Origin of the sequence: Enterobacter sp. WP_7_1, from assembly GCF_003688535.1 — a bacterium.
Lineage (GTDB): Bacteria > Pseudomonadota > Gammaproteobacteria > Enterobacterales > Enterobacteriaceae > Enterobacter > Enterobacter asburiae.
In genome coordinates this window covers 1,070,093-1,083,744 of record NZ_REFK01000001.1, presented here as the reverse complement: position 1 = coordinate 1,083,744, position 13,652 = coordinate 1,070,093, and the positions used below count along the sequence as shown (strand labels likewise).

The 13,652-nt window shown below is 56.3% G+C and carries 15 protein-coding genes; 13 read left to right on the top strand and 2 right to left on the bottom strand.

Annotated elements, in window-relative coordinates:
• The first annotated feature begins 93 nt into the window (after positions 1 to 93).
• Positions 94 to 1,095 carry an adenosine deaminase gene (gene add, locus BJ885_RS05410; protein ID WP_029740308.1) on the top strand — a complete coding sequence of 334 codons (1,002 nt, stop codon included), beginning with the start codon at positions 94 to 96 and terminating at the stop codon, positions 1,093 to 1,095.
• A gap of 52 nt (positions 1,096 to 1,147) precedes the next feature.
• Here the strand turns inward: add and BJ885_RS05405 are convergent, their stop codons facing one another.
• Positions 1,148 to 2,188, bottom strand: coding sequence for an oxidoreductase (locus BJ885_RS05405; protein ID WP_121931344.1), 1,041 nt, complete (start codon positions 2,186 to 2,188; stop codon positions 1,148 to 1,150).
• Positions 2,189 to 2,431: 243 nt separating this feature from the next.
• Between BJ885_RS05405 and blr the strand changes: the two genes are divergently transcribed.
• The 12 genes from blr (at position 2,432) to gstA (ending at position 12,706) form a co-directional block, all read left to right on the top strand.
• Positions 2,432 to 2,557, top strand: a complete 126-nt coding sequence (blr, locus tag BJ885_RS05400; protein WP_168112406.1) for a division septum protein Blr — start codon at positions 2,432 to 2,434, stop codon at positions 2,555 to 2,557.
• 231 nt (positions 2,558 to 2,788) lie between these two features.
• Positions 2,789 to 3,004, top strand: coding sequence for a transcription modulator YdgT (ydgT, locus tag BJ885_RS05395; protein WP_013096896.1), 216 nt, complete (start codon positions 2,789 to 2,791; stop codon positions 3,002 to 3,004).
• Between the two features lie 86 nt (positions 3,005 to 3,090).
• The gene (locus BJ885_RS05390; RefSeq protein ID WP_029740310.1) at positions 3,091 to 3,531 is read left to right on the top strand and encodes a DUF2569 domain-containing protein; all 441 of its coding nucleotides are present in this window, start codon (positions 3,091 to 3,093) and stop codon (positions 3,529 to 3,531) included.
• A gap of 76 nt (positions 3,532 to 3,607) precedes the next feature.
• Entirely contained in the window at positions 3,608 to 4,189 is a 582-nt protein-coding gene (gene rsxA / locus BJ885_RS05385) for an electron transport complex subunit RsxA (protein ID WP_014883581.1), read from the top strand.
• Complete coding sequence (gene rsxB, locus BJ885_RS05380) at positions 4,189 to 4,767, top strand: electron transport complex subunit RsxB (protein ID WP_023311378.1); 579 nt, start codon at positions 4,189 to 4,191, stop codon at positions 4,765 to 4,767. Before rsxA ends, rsxB begins: the two co-directional genes overlap by 1 nt.
• Positions 4,760 to 6,895 (top strand): electron transport complex subunit RsxC, encoded by a 2,136-nt coding sequence (gene rsxC, locus BJ885_RS05375; protein WP_121931343.1) that lies wholly within the window; start codon positions 4,760 to 4,762, stop codon positions 6,893 to 6,895. Before rsxB ends, rsxC begins: the two co-directional genes overlap by 8 nt.
• Positions 6,896 to 7,948 (top strand): electron transport complex subunit RsxD, encoded by a 1,053-nt coding sequence (rsxD, locus tag BJ885_RS05370; protein WP_121931342.1) that lies wholly within the window; start codon positions 6,896 to 6,898, stop codon positions 7,946 to 7,948.
• A 10-nt stretch (positions 7,949 to 7,958) separates the two neighbouring features.
• Entirely contained in the window at positions 7,959 to 8,579 is a 621-nt protein-coding gene (gene rsxG / locus BJ885_RS05365) for an electron transport complex subunit RsxG (protein WP_029740313.1), read from the top strand.
• A 2-nt stretch (positions 8,580 to 8,581) separates the two neighbouring features.
• Positions 8,582 to 9,268, top strand: a complete 687-nt coding sequence (locus BJ885_RS05360; RefSeq protein WP_121931341.1) for an electron transport complex subunit E — start codon at positions 8,582 to 8,584, stop codon at positions 9,266 to 9,268.
• Positions 9,265 to 9,900, top strand: coding sequence for an endonuclease III (gene nth / locus BJ885_RS05355; protein ID WP_042719087.1), 636 nt, complete (start codon positions 9,265 to 9,267; stop codon positions 9,898 to 9,900). The genes BJ885_RS05360 and nth overlap by 4 nt, the downstream gene beginning before the upstream one ends.
• A gap of 591 nt (positions 9,901 to 10,491) precedes the next feature.
• The gene (gene dtpA / locus BJ885_RS05350) at positions 10,492 to 12,000 is read left to right on the top strand and encodes a dipeptide/tripeptide permease DtpA (protein WP_032657721.1); all 1,509 of its coding nucleotides are present in this window, start codon (positions 10,492 to 10,494) and stop codon (positions 11,998 to 12,000) included.
• Positions 12,001 to 12,100: 100 nt separating this feature from the next.
• Complete coding sequence (gene gstA, locus BJ885_RS05345) at positions 12,101 to 12,706, top strand: glutathione transferase GstA (RefSeq protein WP_048977464.1); 606 nt, start codon at positions 12,101 to 12,103, stop codon at positions 12,704 to 12,706.
• A gap of 60 nt (positions 12,707 to 12,766) precedes the next feature.
• Here gstA and pdxY read toward each other — a convergent pair whose 3' ends face one another.
• Positions 12,767 to 13,627, bottom strand: a complete 861-nt coding sequence (gene pdxY, locus BJ885_RS05340; protein ID WP_121931340.1) for a pyridoxal kinase PdxY — start codon at positions 13,625 to 13,627, stop codon at positions 12,767 to 12,769.
• Positions 13,628 to 13,652 lie beyond the last annotated feature (25 nt).

Below are 13,652 nucleotides of genomic sequence, written 5' to 3'. Positions count from 1 at the left end.
ATTTGCGCAACGGAATATTCCCTTGCGCAAATAGCTTTTTACCCCGTTTTGTTTTTATAATATGGCGCACTTTAACCAGAAAAGAGTGCGACCATGATTGATACACGCCTGCCTTTAACTGATATTCATCGTCACCTTGACGGTAACATTCGTGCCCAAACCATCCTCGATCTTGGCCGCCAGTTCAATTTATCGCTTCCTGCGCAGACGCTTGAGTCGCTGATCCCTCACGTACAGGTGACCTCCAGTGAACCGGATCTGGTCAGCTTCCTGAGCAAACTCGACTGGGGCGTGAAGATGCTGGCCTCGCTGGATGCCTGCCGCCGCGTGGCGTTTGAGAACATTGAAGATGCGGCCCGTAACGGCCTGCATTACGTCGAGCTGCGCTTCTCGCCGGGCTATATGGCGATGACCCACAGCCTGCCCGTTGCAGGCGTGGTGGAAGCCGTGATTGAAGGCGTGCGCGAAGGATGTAAAACCTTCGACGTTCAGGCCCGTCTGATTGGCATTATGAGCCGTACGTTCGGTGAAGCCGCCTGCCTGCAGGAGCTGGAAGCGCTGCTGGCCCATCGCGATGCCATCACCGCCGTCGACCTCGCCGGTGACGAGCTGGGCTTCCCGGGCAGTCTGTTCCTCTCCCACTTCAACCGCGCGCGCGATGCCGGCTGGCACATTACCGTGCATGCGGGTGAAGCAGCTGGCCCGGAAAGCATCTGGCAGGCCATCCGCGAGCTTGGCGCCGAGCGTATCGGTCACGGCGTGAAGGCGGTAGAAGATCGCGCACTGATGGATTTCCTGGCGGAGCAGCGTATCGGGATTGAGTCGTGCCTGACGTCTAACATTCAGACCAGCACCGTGGCAACGCTGGCGCAGCATCCGCTGAAAACGTTCCTTGAGCACGGCGTGCTGGCCTCGCTGAACACTGACGATCCGGCTGTACAGGGCGTGGATATCATCCACGAATACAACATCGCCGCACCGCAGGCGGGTCTGAGCCGCGAGCAGATCCGTCAGGCGCAGATCAACGGGCTGGAGATCGCCTTCCTGACGCCCGAAGAGAAGCAGGCGCTTAAAGATAAAGTGGCTCGCGGTTAACACCGTTGCCGGGTGGCGCTGACGCTTACCCGGCCTACAAAATATTAAAAAATTATGCCAGACAGAGCGTGGCGCGATGTTTGGCAGATTCAATACCCAGCTCAATCAGCTCCATGATCTGAATCGCCTGGCTGGCCGGAACCGGATTTTCGCCCGTGCCGTTCAGCGCATCGCGGATGCCCGCATAATAGGCCGGATAGTTGCCCGGGATCGTCAGCAAGGTCTCCTCTACCAGTTCCTCACCTTCCACCCGCGTGACCACGCCGTCGCGCATATCATAGCCCCAGTCTTCCTGCGGCAAACGTTCACCGCTTTTCAGCCGGTCCTCCTGCGGATCGAGGCCAAACTTCACGTAGCTTCCGCGCGTGCCGTGAATAATGTAGCGGGCCGATTCCGCGGCCGCGACCATCGTGCCGTGCAGTACAATCCGCCGCTGCGGGTAGCTGAGCACCGCGTGGAAGTAATCGGTCGTCTGCGCTCCGGGCCGGAGCTGGGCCAGATCGACCGTCATGCTCACCGGCAGACCAAAAAGATTGACCGCCTGATCCAGCAGATGCGGGGCTAAATCGTACCAGATGCCGCTGCCCGGACCGGCCTGCTCGCGCCAGCGGTTTCGTATCTGCGGACGGAAGCGGTCAAAGTGTGATTCAAAAAAGAGGATCTCCCCTAGCGTGCCTTCACTGAGAAGCCTTTTTACCGTCAGAAAGTCGCTGTCCCAGCGGCGGTTATGAAACACCGACAGCAGCCTGCCCAGACTCTTTGCCAGCGCATCCAGCTCGCGAGCCTGAGACAGCGTGACGGTAAAAGGCTTATCGACCACCACGTGCTTACCAGCCTCCAGCGCGGCCTTTGCCAGTGGGAAGTGGGTGTCGTTCGGGGTGGGGATAACGATTAAATCAATATTCGGATCGTTGAAAAGGTGTTTTGGCTCAGAGACAACCGGCACGGAGGGCCAGTCGGCATGGACTTTAGCGGCATCGCTGCTGGATACCGCAGCCAGGGTCATCCCGGGCGTTCCGGCTATCAGAGGCGCATGAAACGTTTTGCTTGCATACCCGTATCCGATAAGCCCAACGCGGATATTATCACTCATAGTGCCGTCCTCTTTTATGACGTTCTTATTTCACACTGGCTAGCCTGGCATTACCACAGATTAATAATGTGCCATATGACTTAAAATAGCAGGTTGTACGGGTTGTTTTTGTTACATAGTATTAACCCACTGATTTTGTTTAAGGGAACCGTTCCCAAAGCGCTTGCCGTCGGGGAAACGTCGCTGTAACATTTGCGACCTGTATTTATGGATAAAGTACAACTACGAATCATGACGTCAATTATTAATCGAATCATTGAATTAGCGGGATGGATTGTCCTTGGGGTTTCGGTCATTTTGCTGGGTGTTGCCAGCCACATCGATAACTACCAGCCGCCGGAGCCTGTCACAGTCGCCCAACCTAAGTAACCGGTTACTGCAATAAAGAGTGACATAATATGTCAGTTACTTATTGCCAGCCCTGGTGAACACGGTTAACCTTCTCTTCCAGGCATCGTCTGATGCCTGAATTTCAGCAAAGAAAACTCCTAATTTCGTCGCGTTACCTGAGTGGGCTGTTTACGTCTTTATTAATCCGTTTATTATTCGAACGAATTACCTTAACTGGTATTACTCACTTTTATATGGAAACTTATTAATATGACAGTTCAGGACTATTTATTAAAATTTCGCAAGATCAATTCGCTTGAGAGCCTGGAAAAACTGTTTGACCATCTGAACTACACCCTGTCGGATAATCAGGACATCATTAATATGTATCGCGCCGCTGACCATCGCCGTGCGGAGCTGGTTTCCGGAGGTCGTTTGTTCAACGTGGGTGAAGTGCCTAAGTCCGTATGGCGTTACGTTTTATAAGAAAGTAGCCATCCGCGCGAAATGTTATATACTCTCCGCCCTGCAAACTGGCTTTACAACATTTCGCGCAGATTATGGGAGAGTTCATGACCGCAACGCCTGGAGATCGCATTGGAGGCTGGTTAATCGCCCCACTGGCATGGCTGCTGGTTGCCTTATTAAGCGCATCACTTGCGCTGCTGCTGTATACCACCGCACTGATTACCCCTCACGCCATCCAGACCCTGATGTCGCAAAGCGTGCTGAATATTGCGATGTGGTTTGTGTCGTTCGTTTTCGCGATTGGAATGTGGTACTACACCCTGTGGTTGACCATTGCCTTCTTTAAGCGCCGCAAAAGTGTACCTAAACACTACATTATCTGGCTGCTGATTTCGGTTCTGCTGGCGGTGAAAGCGTTTGCTTTTTCGCCCGTATCAGACGCTCTGGCCGTTCGTCAGCTGCTTTTCCCGTTACTGGCAGCCGCGCTTCTGGTCCCCTATTTCAAGCGTTCGACGCGGGTGAAAAACACCTTCGTGAACCCGTAATAACCTTACAGATAACCTGTTGTCGCCTGCGTGGGTTTGTCCGATAATAGGCGGCTTTTTTATTTCAGGCTAAATAATGACCGATTACTTACTGCTCTTTGTCGGCACCGTGCTGGTTAACAACTTCGTTCTGGTGAAGTTCCTTGGCCTGTGCCCGTTTATGGGCGTGTCCAAAAAGCTGGAAACGGCGATGGGCATGGGGCTGGCGACGACCTTCGTCATGACGATGGCGTCCATCTGCGCGTGGTTGATTGATACCTGGATCCTCATCCCGCTGGGGTTAATCTACCTTCGTACGCTGGCTTTTATTCTGGTCATTGCGGTTGTTGTGCAATTTACTGAAATGGTGGTGCGTAAAACCAGCCCGGCCCTCTATCGCCTGCTGGGTATCTTCCTGCCGCTGATCACCACCAACTGCGCCGTTCTCGGCGTTGCGCTGCTGAACATCAACCTTGGCCATAACTTCATGCAGTCGGCGCTGTACGGTTTTTCCGCCGCCGTCGGTTTCTCATTTGTTATGGTCCTGTTCGCGTCGATTCGCGAGCGTCTGGCGGCAGCGGATATCCCTGCTCCCTTCCGCGGTAACGCGATTGCGCTGGTGACCGCGGGTTTAATGTCTCTGGCCTTTATGGGCTTTAGTGGTCTGGTGAAGTTGTAATGAATGCTATCTGGATTGCCATCGCCTCTATCAGCGTCCTGGGGTTGGTGTTTGGCCTTATCCTGGGTTACGCCTCCCGCCGTTTCGCGGTAGAGGACGATCCCGTTGTTGAAAAAATTGATGAGCTTTTGCCGCAAAGCCAGTGCGGGCAGTGCGGCTACCCGGGCTGCCGTCCCTACGCTGAAGCGGTAGGCATTCAGGGTGAAAAAATTAACCGCTGCGCCCCCGGCGGCGAAGCGGTGATGCTGAAAATTGCGGCCCTGCTCAACGTCGATCCGCAGCCCGTTGATGGCGATGCGGAGGTGCAGGAGCCGGTCCGTGCCCTGGCCGTGATCGACGAAGCAAACTGCATCGGCTGTACCAAATGTATTCAGGCCTGCCCGGTTGACGCCATTGTTGGCGCCACCCGCGCCATGCACACCGTTGTGGCGGATCTGTGCACCGGCTGTAACCTCTGCGTGGCCCCCTGTCCGACGCAATGTATCGAGCTGCGCCCGGTTGAAACGACTACCGAAAGCTGGAAGTGGGATCTTCAAACCATTCCGGTTCGCATCATTCCTGTGGAACAACATGCTTAAGTTATTTTCTGCTTTCAGAAAAGAGAAGATTTGGGACTTTGACGGTGGTATTCATCCACCGGAAATGAAAACCCAGTCCAACGGCACGCCGCTGCGTCAAATTCCGCTGGCGACGCGTTACGTCATGCCGCTCAAGCAGCATATTGGCGCTGAGGGCGAGCTGTGCGTGAAAGAAGGCGATACGGTTCTTCGCGGTCAGCCGCTAACCTTTGGCCGTGGACGCATGCTGCCGGTGCACGCCCCCACCTCCGGTAAAGTGGTGGCGATTGCTCCTCATACGGTGGCTCATCCATCCGCGCTGTCGGAGCTGAGCGTGATCATTGAAGCCGACGGCGAAGACCGCTGGATTGACCGTGACGGCTGGAGCGATTACCGCGCCCACAGCCGCGAAGCGCTTATCGAGCGAATTCATCAGTTCGGCGTCGCCGGGCTGGGCGGTGCGGGCTTCCCGACCGGCGTCAAGCTGCGCGGCGGTGGCGATAACATCCAGACGTTGATTATCAATGCCGCCGAGTGCGAGCCGTATATCACCGCAGACGATCGTCTGATGCAGGACTGTGCCGCCCAGGTGGTGGAAGGCATCCGCATCCTGGCGCACATTCTGCAGCCGCGGGAAGTGCTGATCGGTATCGAAGACAATAAACCGCAGGCCATCTCGATGCTGCGCGCGGTGCTGGCGGGCAGTCACGATATTAGCCTGCGCGTTATCCCGACCAAGTACCCTTCTGGCGGCGCAAAGCAGCTGACGCAAATTCTCACCGGCAAGCAGGTCCCGCACGGCGGACGCTCTTCGGATATCGGCGTGCTGATGCAAAACGTCGGCACCGCCTATGCGGTGAAACGCGCGGTGATTGACGGCGAGCCGTTGACCGAGCGCGTGGTGACGCTGACCGGCGAGTCGGTTTCCCGTCCGGGCAACGTCTGGGCGCGTCTGGGTACGCCGGTGCGCCATCTGCTGGAACAGGCTGAATTTTGCCCGGCCAGCGACCAGATGGTGATCATGGGCGGCCCGCTGATGGGCTTTACGCTGCCGTGGCTGGACGTTCCGGTAGTGAAAATCACGAACTGTCTGCTCGCCCCTTCCCCAACCGAAATGGGTGAAGAACAGGAAGAGAAAGGCTGCATCCGCTGCAGCGCCTGTGCCGATGCCTGCCCAGCGGATCTCCTCCCGCAGCAGCTGTACTGGTACAGCAAAGGCCAGCTGCACGACAAGGCAAAATCCCATAACCTGGCCGACTGCATTGAATGCGGTGCCTGCGCCTGGGTCTGCCCAAGCAACATTCCGCTGGTGCAATACTTCCGCCAGGAGAAGGCCGAGATTTATGCCATTTCCATGGAAGAAAAACGCGCCGCGGAAGCCAAGACACGTTTCGAAGCGCGTCAGGCGCGACTGGAGCGCGAAAAAATCGCCCGTCAGGAACGCCATAAGCAGGCCGCCGTTCAGCCTGCCGGGAAAGATCAGGACGCGATCAACGCCGCACTGGCTCGCGTTCGCGAGAAAAAAGCCGATGCCGCCCAGACGGTGGTGATCCAGGCCGGGGAAAAACCGGATAACAGCGAAGCGATTGCCGCCCGCGAAGCGCGAAAGGCTGCGGCTCGCGCGCGTCAGGCGGAAAAAGCGCAAATGGTTCAGGCAGATACTGAGGTCGACCCGCGTAAAGCGGCCGTTGAAGCGGCGATTGCGCGCGCCAAAGCCCGCAAGTCGGGTGAGCAAAGCGTGGTCATCGAGCAGGATGCGGTCGATCCGCGCAAAGCGGCCGTCGAAGCGGCAATTGCCCGGGCCAAAGCCCGTAAGGCTGCGCAGCAGGCGCCAGAGACAGTATCAGAAGCAGAAGCACCACCGGTCGATCCGCGTAAAGCCGCCGTCGAAGCGGCGATTGCCCGGGCCAAAGCCCGTAAGGCTGCGCAGCAGGCGCCAGAGGCAGCATCAGAAGCAGAAGCACCACCGGTCGACCCGCGCAAAGCCGCCGTTGAAGCGGCGATTGCCCGCGCCAAAGCCCGTAAGGCGGCGCAACAGGAAGAGCAGCCGCAGGCCGCCAACGATGACCCGCGCAAGGCCGCCGTCGCCGCCGCCATTGCGCGCGTTCAGGCGAAGAAAGCCGCACAGCAAGCAGTTAACGAGGATTAAATGGTTTTCAGAATCGCAAGCTCCCCTTACACCCACAATCAGCGCCAGACATCGCGCATCATGATGCTGGTCTGCCTGGCGGCGCTGCCGGGCATTGCCGTTCAGTGCTGGTTTTTCGGCTGGGGAACCCTGTTCCAGATAATCCTGGGCTGTGCCAGCGCACTGGCGGCGGAAGCCCTTGTGCTTAAGCTGCGCAAGGCGGCTGTCTCCCGCATTCTTGCCGACAACTCCGCGCTGCTGACCGGCCTGCTGCTGGCCATCAGTATCCCGCCGTTCGCCCCATGGTGGATGGTGGTCCTTGGTACCGTGTTTGCCGTGATCATTGCCAAACAGCTGTACGGCGGGCTCGGCCATAACCCGTTTAACCCGGCGATGATTGGCTACGTGGTGCTGCTGATCTCCTTCCCGGTGCAGATGACCAGCTGGCTGCCGCCGCACGAGATTGCCGCCACGGTTCCGGGCTTTATGGATGCCCTGCACGTGATCTTTACCGGCCATACGGCGCTCGGGGCTGATATGAACGCGCTGCGCATGGGCGTGGACGGCATCAGTCAGGCGACGCCTCTCGATACCTTTAAAACGTCCTTGCATGCCGGGCACAGCGTTGAGCAGATCATGAAATCCGCGATTTACAGCGGCATGCTGGCGGGTGCAGGCTGGCAGTGGGTCAACCTGGCGTATCTGCTGGGCGGCCTGTTCCTGCTGCAGCAGAAAGCCATTCGCTGGCATATTCCGGCCAGCTTCCTCGTGACGCTGACGGTTTGCGCGACGCTGGGATGGGTCTTCTCTCCTGAATCACTCGCCAGCCCGCAGATGCATTTGCTCTCCGGTGCGACCATGCTAGGTGCCTTCTTTATCCTGACGGACCCGGTCACGGCGTCAACGACTAACCGCGGCCGCCTGATCTTCGGCGCGCTGGCGGGCCTGCTGGTATGGCTGATCCGCAGTTTTGGCGGTTACCCGGACGGCGTTGCGTTTGCCGTCCTGCTCGCCAACATTACCGTTCCGCTCATCGACTATTACACGCGTCCGCGCGTGTACGGCCATCGCTAAGGGTTTCGCCATGTTAAAAACGATGCAAAAACACGGCGTCACGCTGGCTGTCTTCGCCGCGGTCCTGACGGGGCTGACGGCACTGGTGAATGCGTTAACCAAAACGACCATCGAAGAGCAGGCTTCAAAGCAGCAAAAGGCGCTGTTCGATCAGGTGATCCCGTCAGATTTCTACGATAATGACCTGCAAAAGAGCTGCTTTGTGGTAGACGCGCCGCAGCTTGGGAAAGGCCCGCACCGCCTCTTTATTGCCCGCAAAGGGGATAAACCGGTAGGCGCGGTGATGGAAGCGACGGCGCCCGACGGCTATTCCGGCGCCATTCAGCTGCTTGTCGGCAGCGATTTCTCCGGCACAATACTGGGTACCCGCGTGACGCAGCATCATGAAACGCCGGGCCTGGGCGATAAAATTGAAACCCGTCTGAGCGACTGGATTTTGCACTTCGCCGGTAAAGTTATCCATGGCGAAGGGGATACCGCATTTGCGGTGAAGAAAGACGGCGGCGAGTTCGACCAGTTCACCGGTGCGACCATCACGCCGCGCGCCGTGGTGAACGCCGTAAAACGAGCCGGGCTGTATGCCGAAACGCTGCCCGCGCAAATCAACAATCTTCCGGCCTGTGAGGAGTAATCATGAGCCAGGTTAAAGAGGTTATTGTCCAGGGATTGTGGAAGAACAACTCCGCTCTGGTGCAGCTTCTGGGGATGTGTCCACTGCTGGCGGTAACGTCCACCGCCACCAACGCGCTCGGTCTGGGCCTGGCAACCACGCTGGTGCTGACCCTGACCAACTTCTCCATCTCCGCCCTGCGCCGCTGGACGCCGTCGGAAATTCGTATTCCGATTTACGTCATGATCATTGCGTCGGTGGTCAGTATCGTCCAGATGCTGATTAACGCCTACGCGTTTGGACTGTACCAGTCGCTCGGGATCTTTATTCCCCTGATCGTCACCAACTGTATCGTCGTTGGCCGTGCGGAAGCGTTCGCGGTGAAAAACAGCCCCGCCATGTCGGCGCTGGATGGTTTTTCCATTGGAATGGGCGCCACCTGCGCCATGTTCGTGCTGGGCTCGCTGCGCGAGATCCTCGGTAACGGTACGCTGTTTGACGGCGCAGATGCGCTGCTGGGCGGCTGGGCCAAAGCGCTGCGCGTTGAAGTGTTCCACACCGATACGCCATTCCTGCTGGCAATGCTGCCCCCTGGCGCGTTTATTGGCCTTGGCATGATGCTGGCGATAAAATACCTGATTGATGAGAAACGTAAGCGCCGCGCGGCTGAGCGTAGCGTTCTTGAAGGGACACCCGAGAAGGCTTCATGAATAAAGAAAAGCGCATTGCGATCCTGACCCGTCTGCGGGACGAGAATCCGCATCCGACGACGGAGCTGAATTTTACCTCCCCGTTTGAGCTGCTGATCGCCGTGTTGCTCTCTGCGCAGGCGACCGATGTGAGCGTCAATAAAGCCACTGCCCTGCTCTATCCGGTCGCCAATACGCCGAAAGCCATGCTGGAACTGGGCGTGGAAGGCGTGAAGTCCTATATCAAAACCATCGGCCTGTTTAACAGCAAAGCCGAAAATGTCATTAAGACCTGCCGGATCCTGCTGGAACAGCACGGGGGTGAAGTACCGGAGGATCGCGCCGCGCTGGAAGCCTTACCGGGCGTGGGGCGTAAGACTGCGAACGTGGTGCTCAACACCGCGTTTGGCTGGCCGACCATCGCCGTGGATACGCATATTTTCCGCGTGTCCAACCGGACTAACTTCGCGCCGGGGAAAAATGTTGAGCAGGTCGAAGAGAAGCTGTTAAAGGTGGTTCCGGCCGAATTTAAGGTTGATTGCCATCACTGGCTGATTCTGCACGGTCGCTATACCTGCATTGCCCGTAAGCCTCGCTGCGGATCCTGCATTATTGAAGATCTCTGCGAATACAAAGAAAAAGTGTATTCCTGATCGTCACAATCCCTTACCAAAAGAAGGGCTACCAGGCGCCCTTCTTTTGGCCGTTATTTGTCCGTCTTTCGCCTCCTCCAACCTGTCACTTGTTCGGTTGTTTAACGCTCAAACAGGTTAATACTTTTTTCATAGCCAAAAATTTCTATACATCTGTGATCGCGATCACCCTGATAACTTCATGTTGAATTTTTGTTGTCAAAATCCGCCTAAACCCTTTGTCTGGCAAGATACTCCCCCTCCATCACCGAAGATAAGACCAGCTATTTTTCAGAATATGGGCTATATCACTGCGCTAAGCGGCAAATAGCAGAACATATCGCCAAGTGCCGGTCAAAGTGGGTTGCTGCCAGTCGAAAAAACTACCTTTAATCATCGTATGAAATTTAACGCTGAATAACATTTATATGAACCGACGATTATACCACTTCAGATATATGTAACAGATTATTACAAACGTATTGCCAGATGGGGCAGGATAGTGAACATTACCCGCCGTTTCTCCTCCCAATATAACTATAAGGCGTATGGACTACGGCCATCACGCTATGAACACCCCCGTTAATATGGGATGTAAAAAAAGAGGTATATGTGTCTACTGCAAACAATAAACCAACAGATGAAAGCGTAAGTCTTAACGCTTTTAAACAGCCTAAAGCGTTCTATCTCATTTTCTCTATCGAGTTATGGGAGCGTTTTGGCTATTACGGCCTGCAAGGGATCATGGCGGTTTACCTGGTAAAACAGCTGGGTATGTCCGAAGCCGATTCCATTACGCTGTTCTCTTCCTTCAGTGCTCTGGTGTACGGTCTGGTCGCTATTGGCGGCTGGCTGGGTGATAAAGTCCTCGGGACTAAACGCGTCATCATGCTGGGCGCTATTGTCCTGGCAATTGGCTATGGTCTGGTTGCATGGTCAGGGCATGATGCCGCTGTCGTGTATATGGGTATGGCGACGATTGCCGTCGGTAACGGTCTGTTCAAAGCGAACCCGTCCTCCCTGCTTTCTACCTGCTACAACAAAGACGATCCGCGCCTGGACGGTGCATTTACCATGTACTACATGTCCATCAACATCGGTTCGTTCTTCTCGATGCTGGCAACCCCATGGCTCGCGGCGAAGTTCGGCTGGAGCGTGGCGTTTGCGCTGAGCTTCGTGGGCATGCTGATCACCGTGGTGAACTTCCTGTTCTGCCGCAGCTGGGTTAAAGACTACGGTTCAAAACCTGACTTCGAGCCTGTGCATATGGGCAAACTGCTGGCTACCATCGTGGGCGTTGTTGTCCTCGCGGCAATCGCCACCTGGCTGCTGCACAACCAGGGTATCGCCCGTGCCGTTCTGGGCGTGGTTGCGCTGGGTATCGTGGTCATCTTTGCGAAAGAAGCCTTCGCCATGCAGGGCGCTGCCCGTCGTAAGATGATTGTGGCGTTCATTCTGATGCTGGAAGCGATTATCTTCTTCGTGCTGTACAGCCAGATGCCAACTTCCCTGAACTTCTTCGCTATCCGTAACGTTGAGCATTCAATCCTCGGTATCGCGTTCGAACCTGAGCAGTTCCAGGCACTTAACCCGTTCTGGATCATGATTGGTTCCCCGATTCTGGCCGCTATCTATAACAAGATGGGCGACCGTCTGCCAATGCCGCACAAGTTCGCCGTGGGCATGGTGCTGTGTTCTTGCGCCTTCCTGGTGCTGCCGCTGGGTACCAAATTTGCCACCGACGCCGGTATCGTGTCCGTTAACTGGCTGATCCTGAGCTACGCGCTGCAGTCTATCGGCGAACTGATGATCTCCGGTCTGGGCCTGGCGATGGTTGCACAGCTGGTGCCACAGCGTCTGATGGGCTTCATCATGGGTAGCTGGTTCCTGACCACTGCGGGTGCGGCAATCATCGCAGGTAAGATTGCTAACCTGATGGCGGTTCCGGAAAACGTGACTGACCCACTGCTTTCCCTGAACGTGTACGGCACTGTGTTCATGCAGATTGGTATCGCGACTGCGGTTATTGCCGTTCTGATGCTGCTGACCGCGCCGAAACTGAACCGTATGACTCAGGACGACGACAAGACGGCTGAAGCAACCAAAACCGCTACCGCGTAAGATTATTGAGAAACGACGAGCCGCTAATGCAGATTAGCGGCTTTTTTTTTGTCCGTTGGCGCACTAACATAGCTGAAACCTCAGCAAAAAGGAGTTACCGATGAAACTGTTCTACAAACCGGGCGCGTGCTCTCTTGCTTCCCATATCACCCTGCGCGAGAGCGGCAAAGATTTCACGCTGGATGGCGTTGATCTGATGAAAAAGCGTCTGGAAAATGGCGACGATTTTCTTGCCATTAACCCCAAGGGACAAGTTCCGGCTCTCTTGCTGGATGACGGTACTCTGCTGACCGAAGGCGTCGCGATTATGCAGTTCCTGGCAGATAGCGTACCCGATCGTCAGCTGCTGGCACCGGTCAGTACCATTTCTCGCTATAAGACGCTGGAATGGCTGAACTACATTGCGACCGAACTGCACAAAGGATTTACGCCGTTGTTTCGCCCGGATACGCCAGAGGAGTTCAAACCGACCCTGCGTGCGCTTCTTGAGAAAAAGCTGCAGTACGTTAACGAATCGCTGAAAGACGAACAGTGGATTTGTGGTTCGCGCTTCACGATTGCCGATGCGTATCTGTTTACCGTGCTGCGCTGGGCGCGCGCGGTTAAGCTGAACCTGGAAGGGTTAGACCATATTGCATCGTATATGAAACGCGTGGCAGAGCGTCCTGCGGTGGCTGCGGCGCTGAAAGCGGAAGGGTTGAACTAACCGAGCGGCCTGTGTTGCCGGGTGGCGCTAACGCGCACCCGGCCTACACGATTTGGCCGGTTATAACCGGGTTGCGCTGAAATAGTGCTCCGGCTTCGCGATACGATCCTGTGCCGCAACCACCTGCAGTTCATATTCCTGCATCTGTTTCGTCGCAATCATGATTTCGTACACCGCCGCGGTAACGTGCTCCAGCGCGTCGCGCATCGTCGCCCCCTGCAGTAATTTCACCAGCAGCAGACCGCTGGTGACATCCCCGACCCCAACAGGCTGGCGCAGGCCGAAATCCACCAGCGGACGGCTAATATGCCAGGCGTCATCTTTCGTCACCAGAAGCATCTCAAAACGGTCCTGGCTCAGCCCTGCGCGGGCGAGATGTTTTACCAGCACCACCTCAGGCCCCTGAGCGATCAGTTCGCGAGACGCGCTTACCGCCTCTTCAACGCTGTTAACCGGATGCTCGCAGAGAATTTCGAGTTCGACCAGGTTTGGCGCGATGATATCGCTGGCGGGCAGCGCGTGGCGGACGTGAAACTCTGCAACGCCAGGCGCCACGATGCAGCCTTTCTCCGGGTGGCCCATAACGGGGTCGCAGAAGTATTTTGCCGACGGGTTTGCGGCTTTCACCTGGCGTACGATGCCGAGGATATGCTCCCCCTGCTCCGCTGAGCCGAGGTAGCCGCTCAGCACGGCGTCACAGCGTTTAAGCTGGTCGATATCGGCAATCCCCTGCACAACCTCGGTGAGGTGCGAAGGCGGCATTACGCAGCCGGTCCATTTGCCGTATTGCGTGTGGTTAGAGAACTGCACGGTATTAAGGGGCCAGACGTTGACGCCGAGGCGACGCATCGGGAATTCCGCGGCGCTATTGCCGGCGTGTCCAAAAACAACGTGGGACTGAATGGCGAGGATGTTCTTCATTTTTTTCTTACCAAACCCTGAAAAA

What these genes read in the sequence shown, in the direction of transcription:
- BJ885_RS05390 (WP_029740310.1), top strand. Translation starts at nt 3,091, where the DNA reads ATGACCGCAACGCCTGGAGATCGCATTGGAGGCTGGTTAATCGCCCCA.
- rsxA (WP_014883581.1), top strand. Translation starts at nt 3,608, where the DNA reads ATGACCGATTACTTACTGCTCTTTGTCGGCACCGTGCTGGTTAACAAC.
- nth (WP_042719087.1), top strand. Translation starts at nt 9,265, where the DNA reads ATGAATAAAGAAAAGCGCATTGCGATCCTGACCCGTCTGCGGGACGAG.
- BJ885_RS05405 (WP_121931344.1), bottom strand. Translation starts at nt 2,188, where the DNA reads ATGAGTGATAATATCCGCGTTGGGCTTATCGGATACGGGTATGCAAGC.
- rsxC (WP_121931343.1), top strand. Translation starts at nt 4,760, where the DNA reads ATGCTTAAGTTATTTTCTGCTTTCAGAAAAGAGAAGATTTGGGACTTT.
- ydgT (WP_013096896.1), top strand. Translation starts at nt 2,789, where the DNA reads ATGACAGTTCAGGACTATTTATTAAAATTTCGCAAGATCAATTCGCTT.
- rsxB (WP_023311378.1), top strand. Translation starts at nt 4,189, where the DNA reads ATGAATGCTATCTGGATTGCCATCGCCTCTATCAGCGTCCTGGGGTTG.
- add (WP_029740308.1), top strand. Translation starts at nt 94, where the DNA reads ATGATTGATACACGCCTGCCTTTAACTGATATTCATCGTCACCTTGAC.
- BJ885_RS05360 (WP_121931341.1), top strand. Translation starts at nt 8,582, where the DNA reads ATGAGCCAGGTTAAAGAGGTTATTGTCCAGGGATTGTGGAAGAACAAC.
- pdxY (WP_121931340.1), bottom strand. Translation starts at nt 13,627, where the DNA reads ATGAAGAACATCCTCGCCATTCAGTCCCACGTTGTTTTTGGACACGCC.
- rsxD (WP_121931342.1), top strand. Translation starts at nt 6,896, where the DNA reads ATGGTTTTCAGAATCGCAAGCTCCCCTTACACCCACAATCAGCGCCAG.
- rsxG (WP_029740313.1), top strand. Translation starts at nt 7,959, where the DNA reads ATGTTAAAAACGATGCAAAAACACGGCGTCACGCTGGCTGTCTTCGCC.
- gstA (WP_048977464.1), top strand. Translation starts at nt 12,101, where the DNA reads ATGAAACTGTTCTACAAACCGGGCGCGTGCTCTCTTGCTTCCCATATC.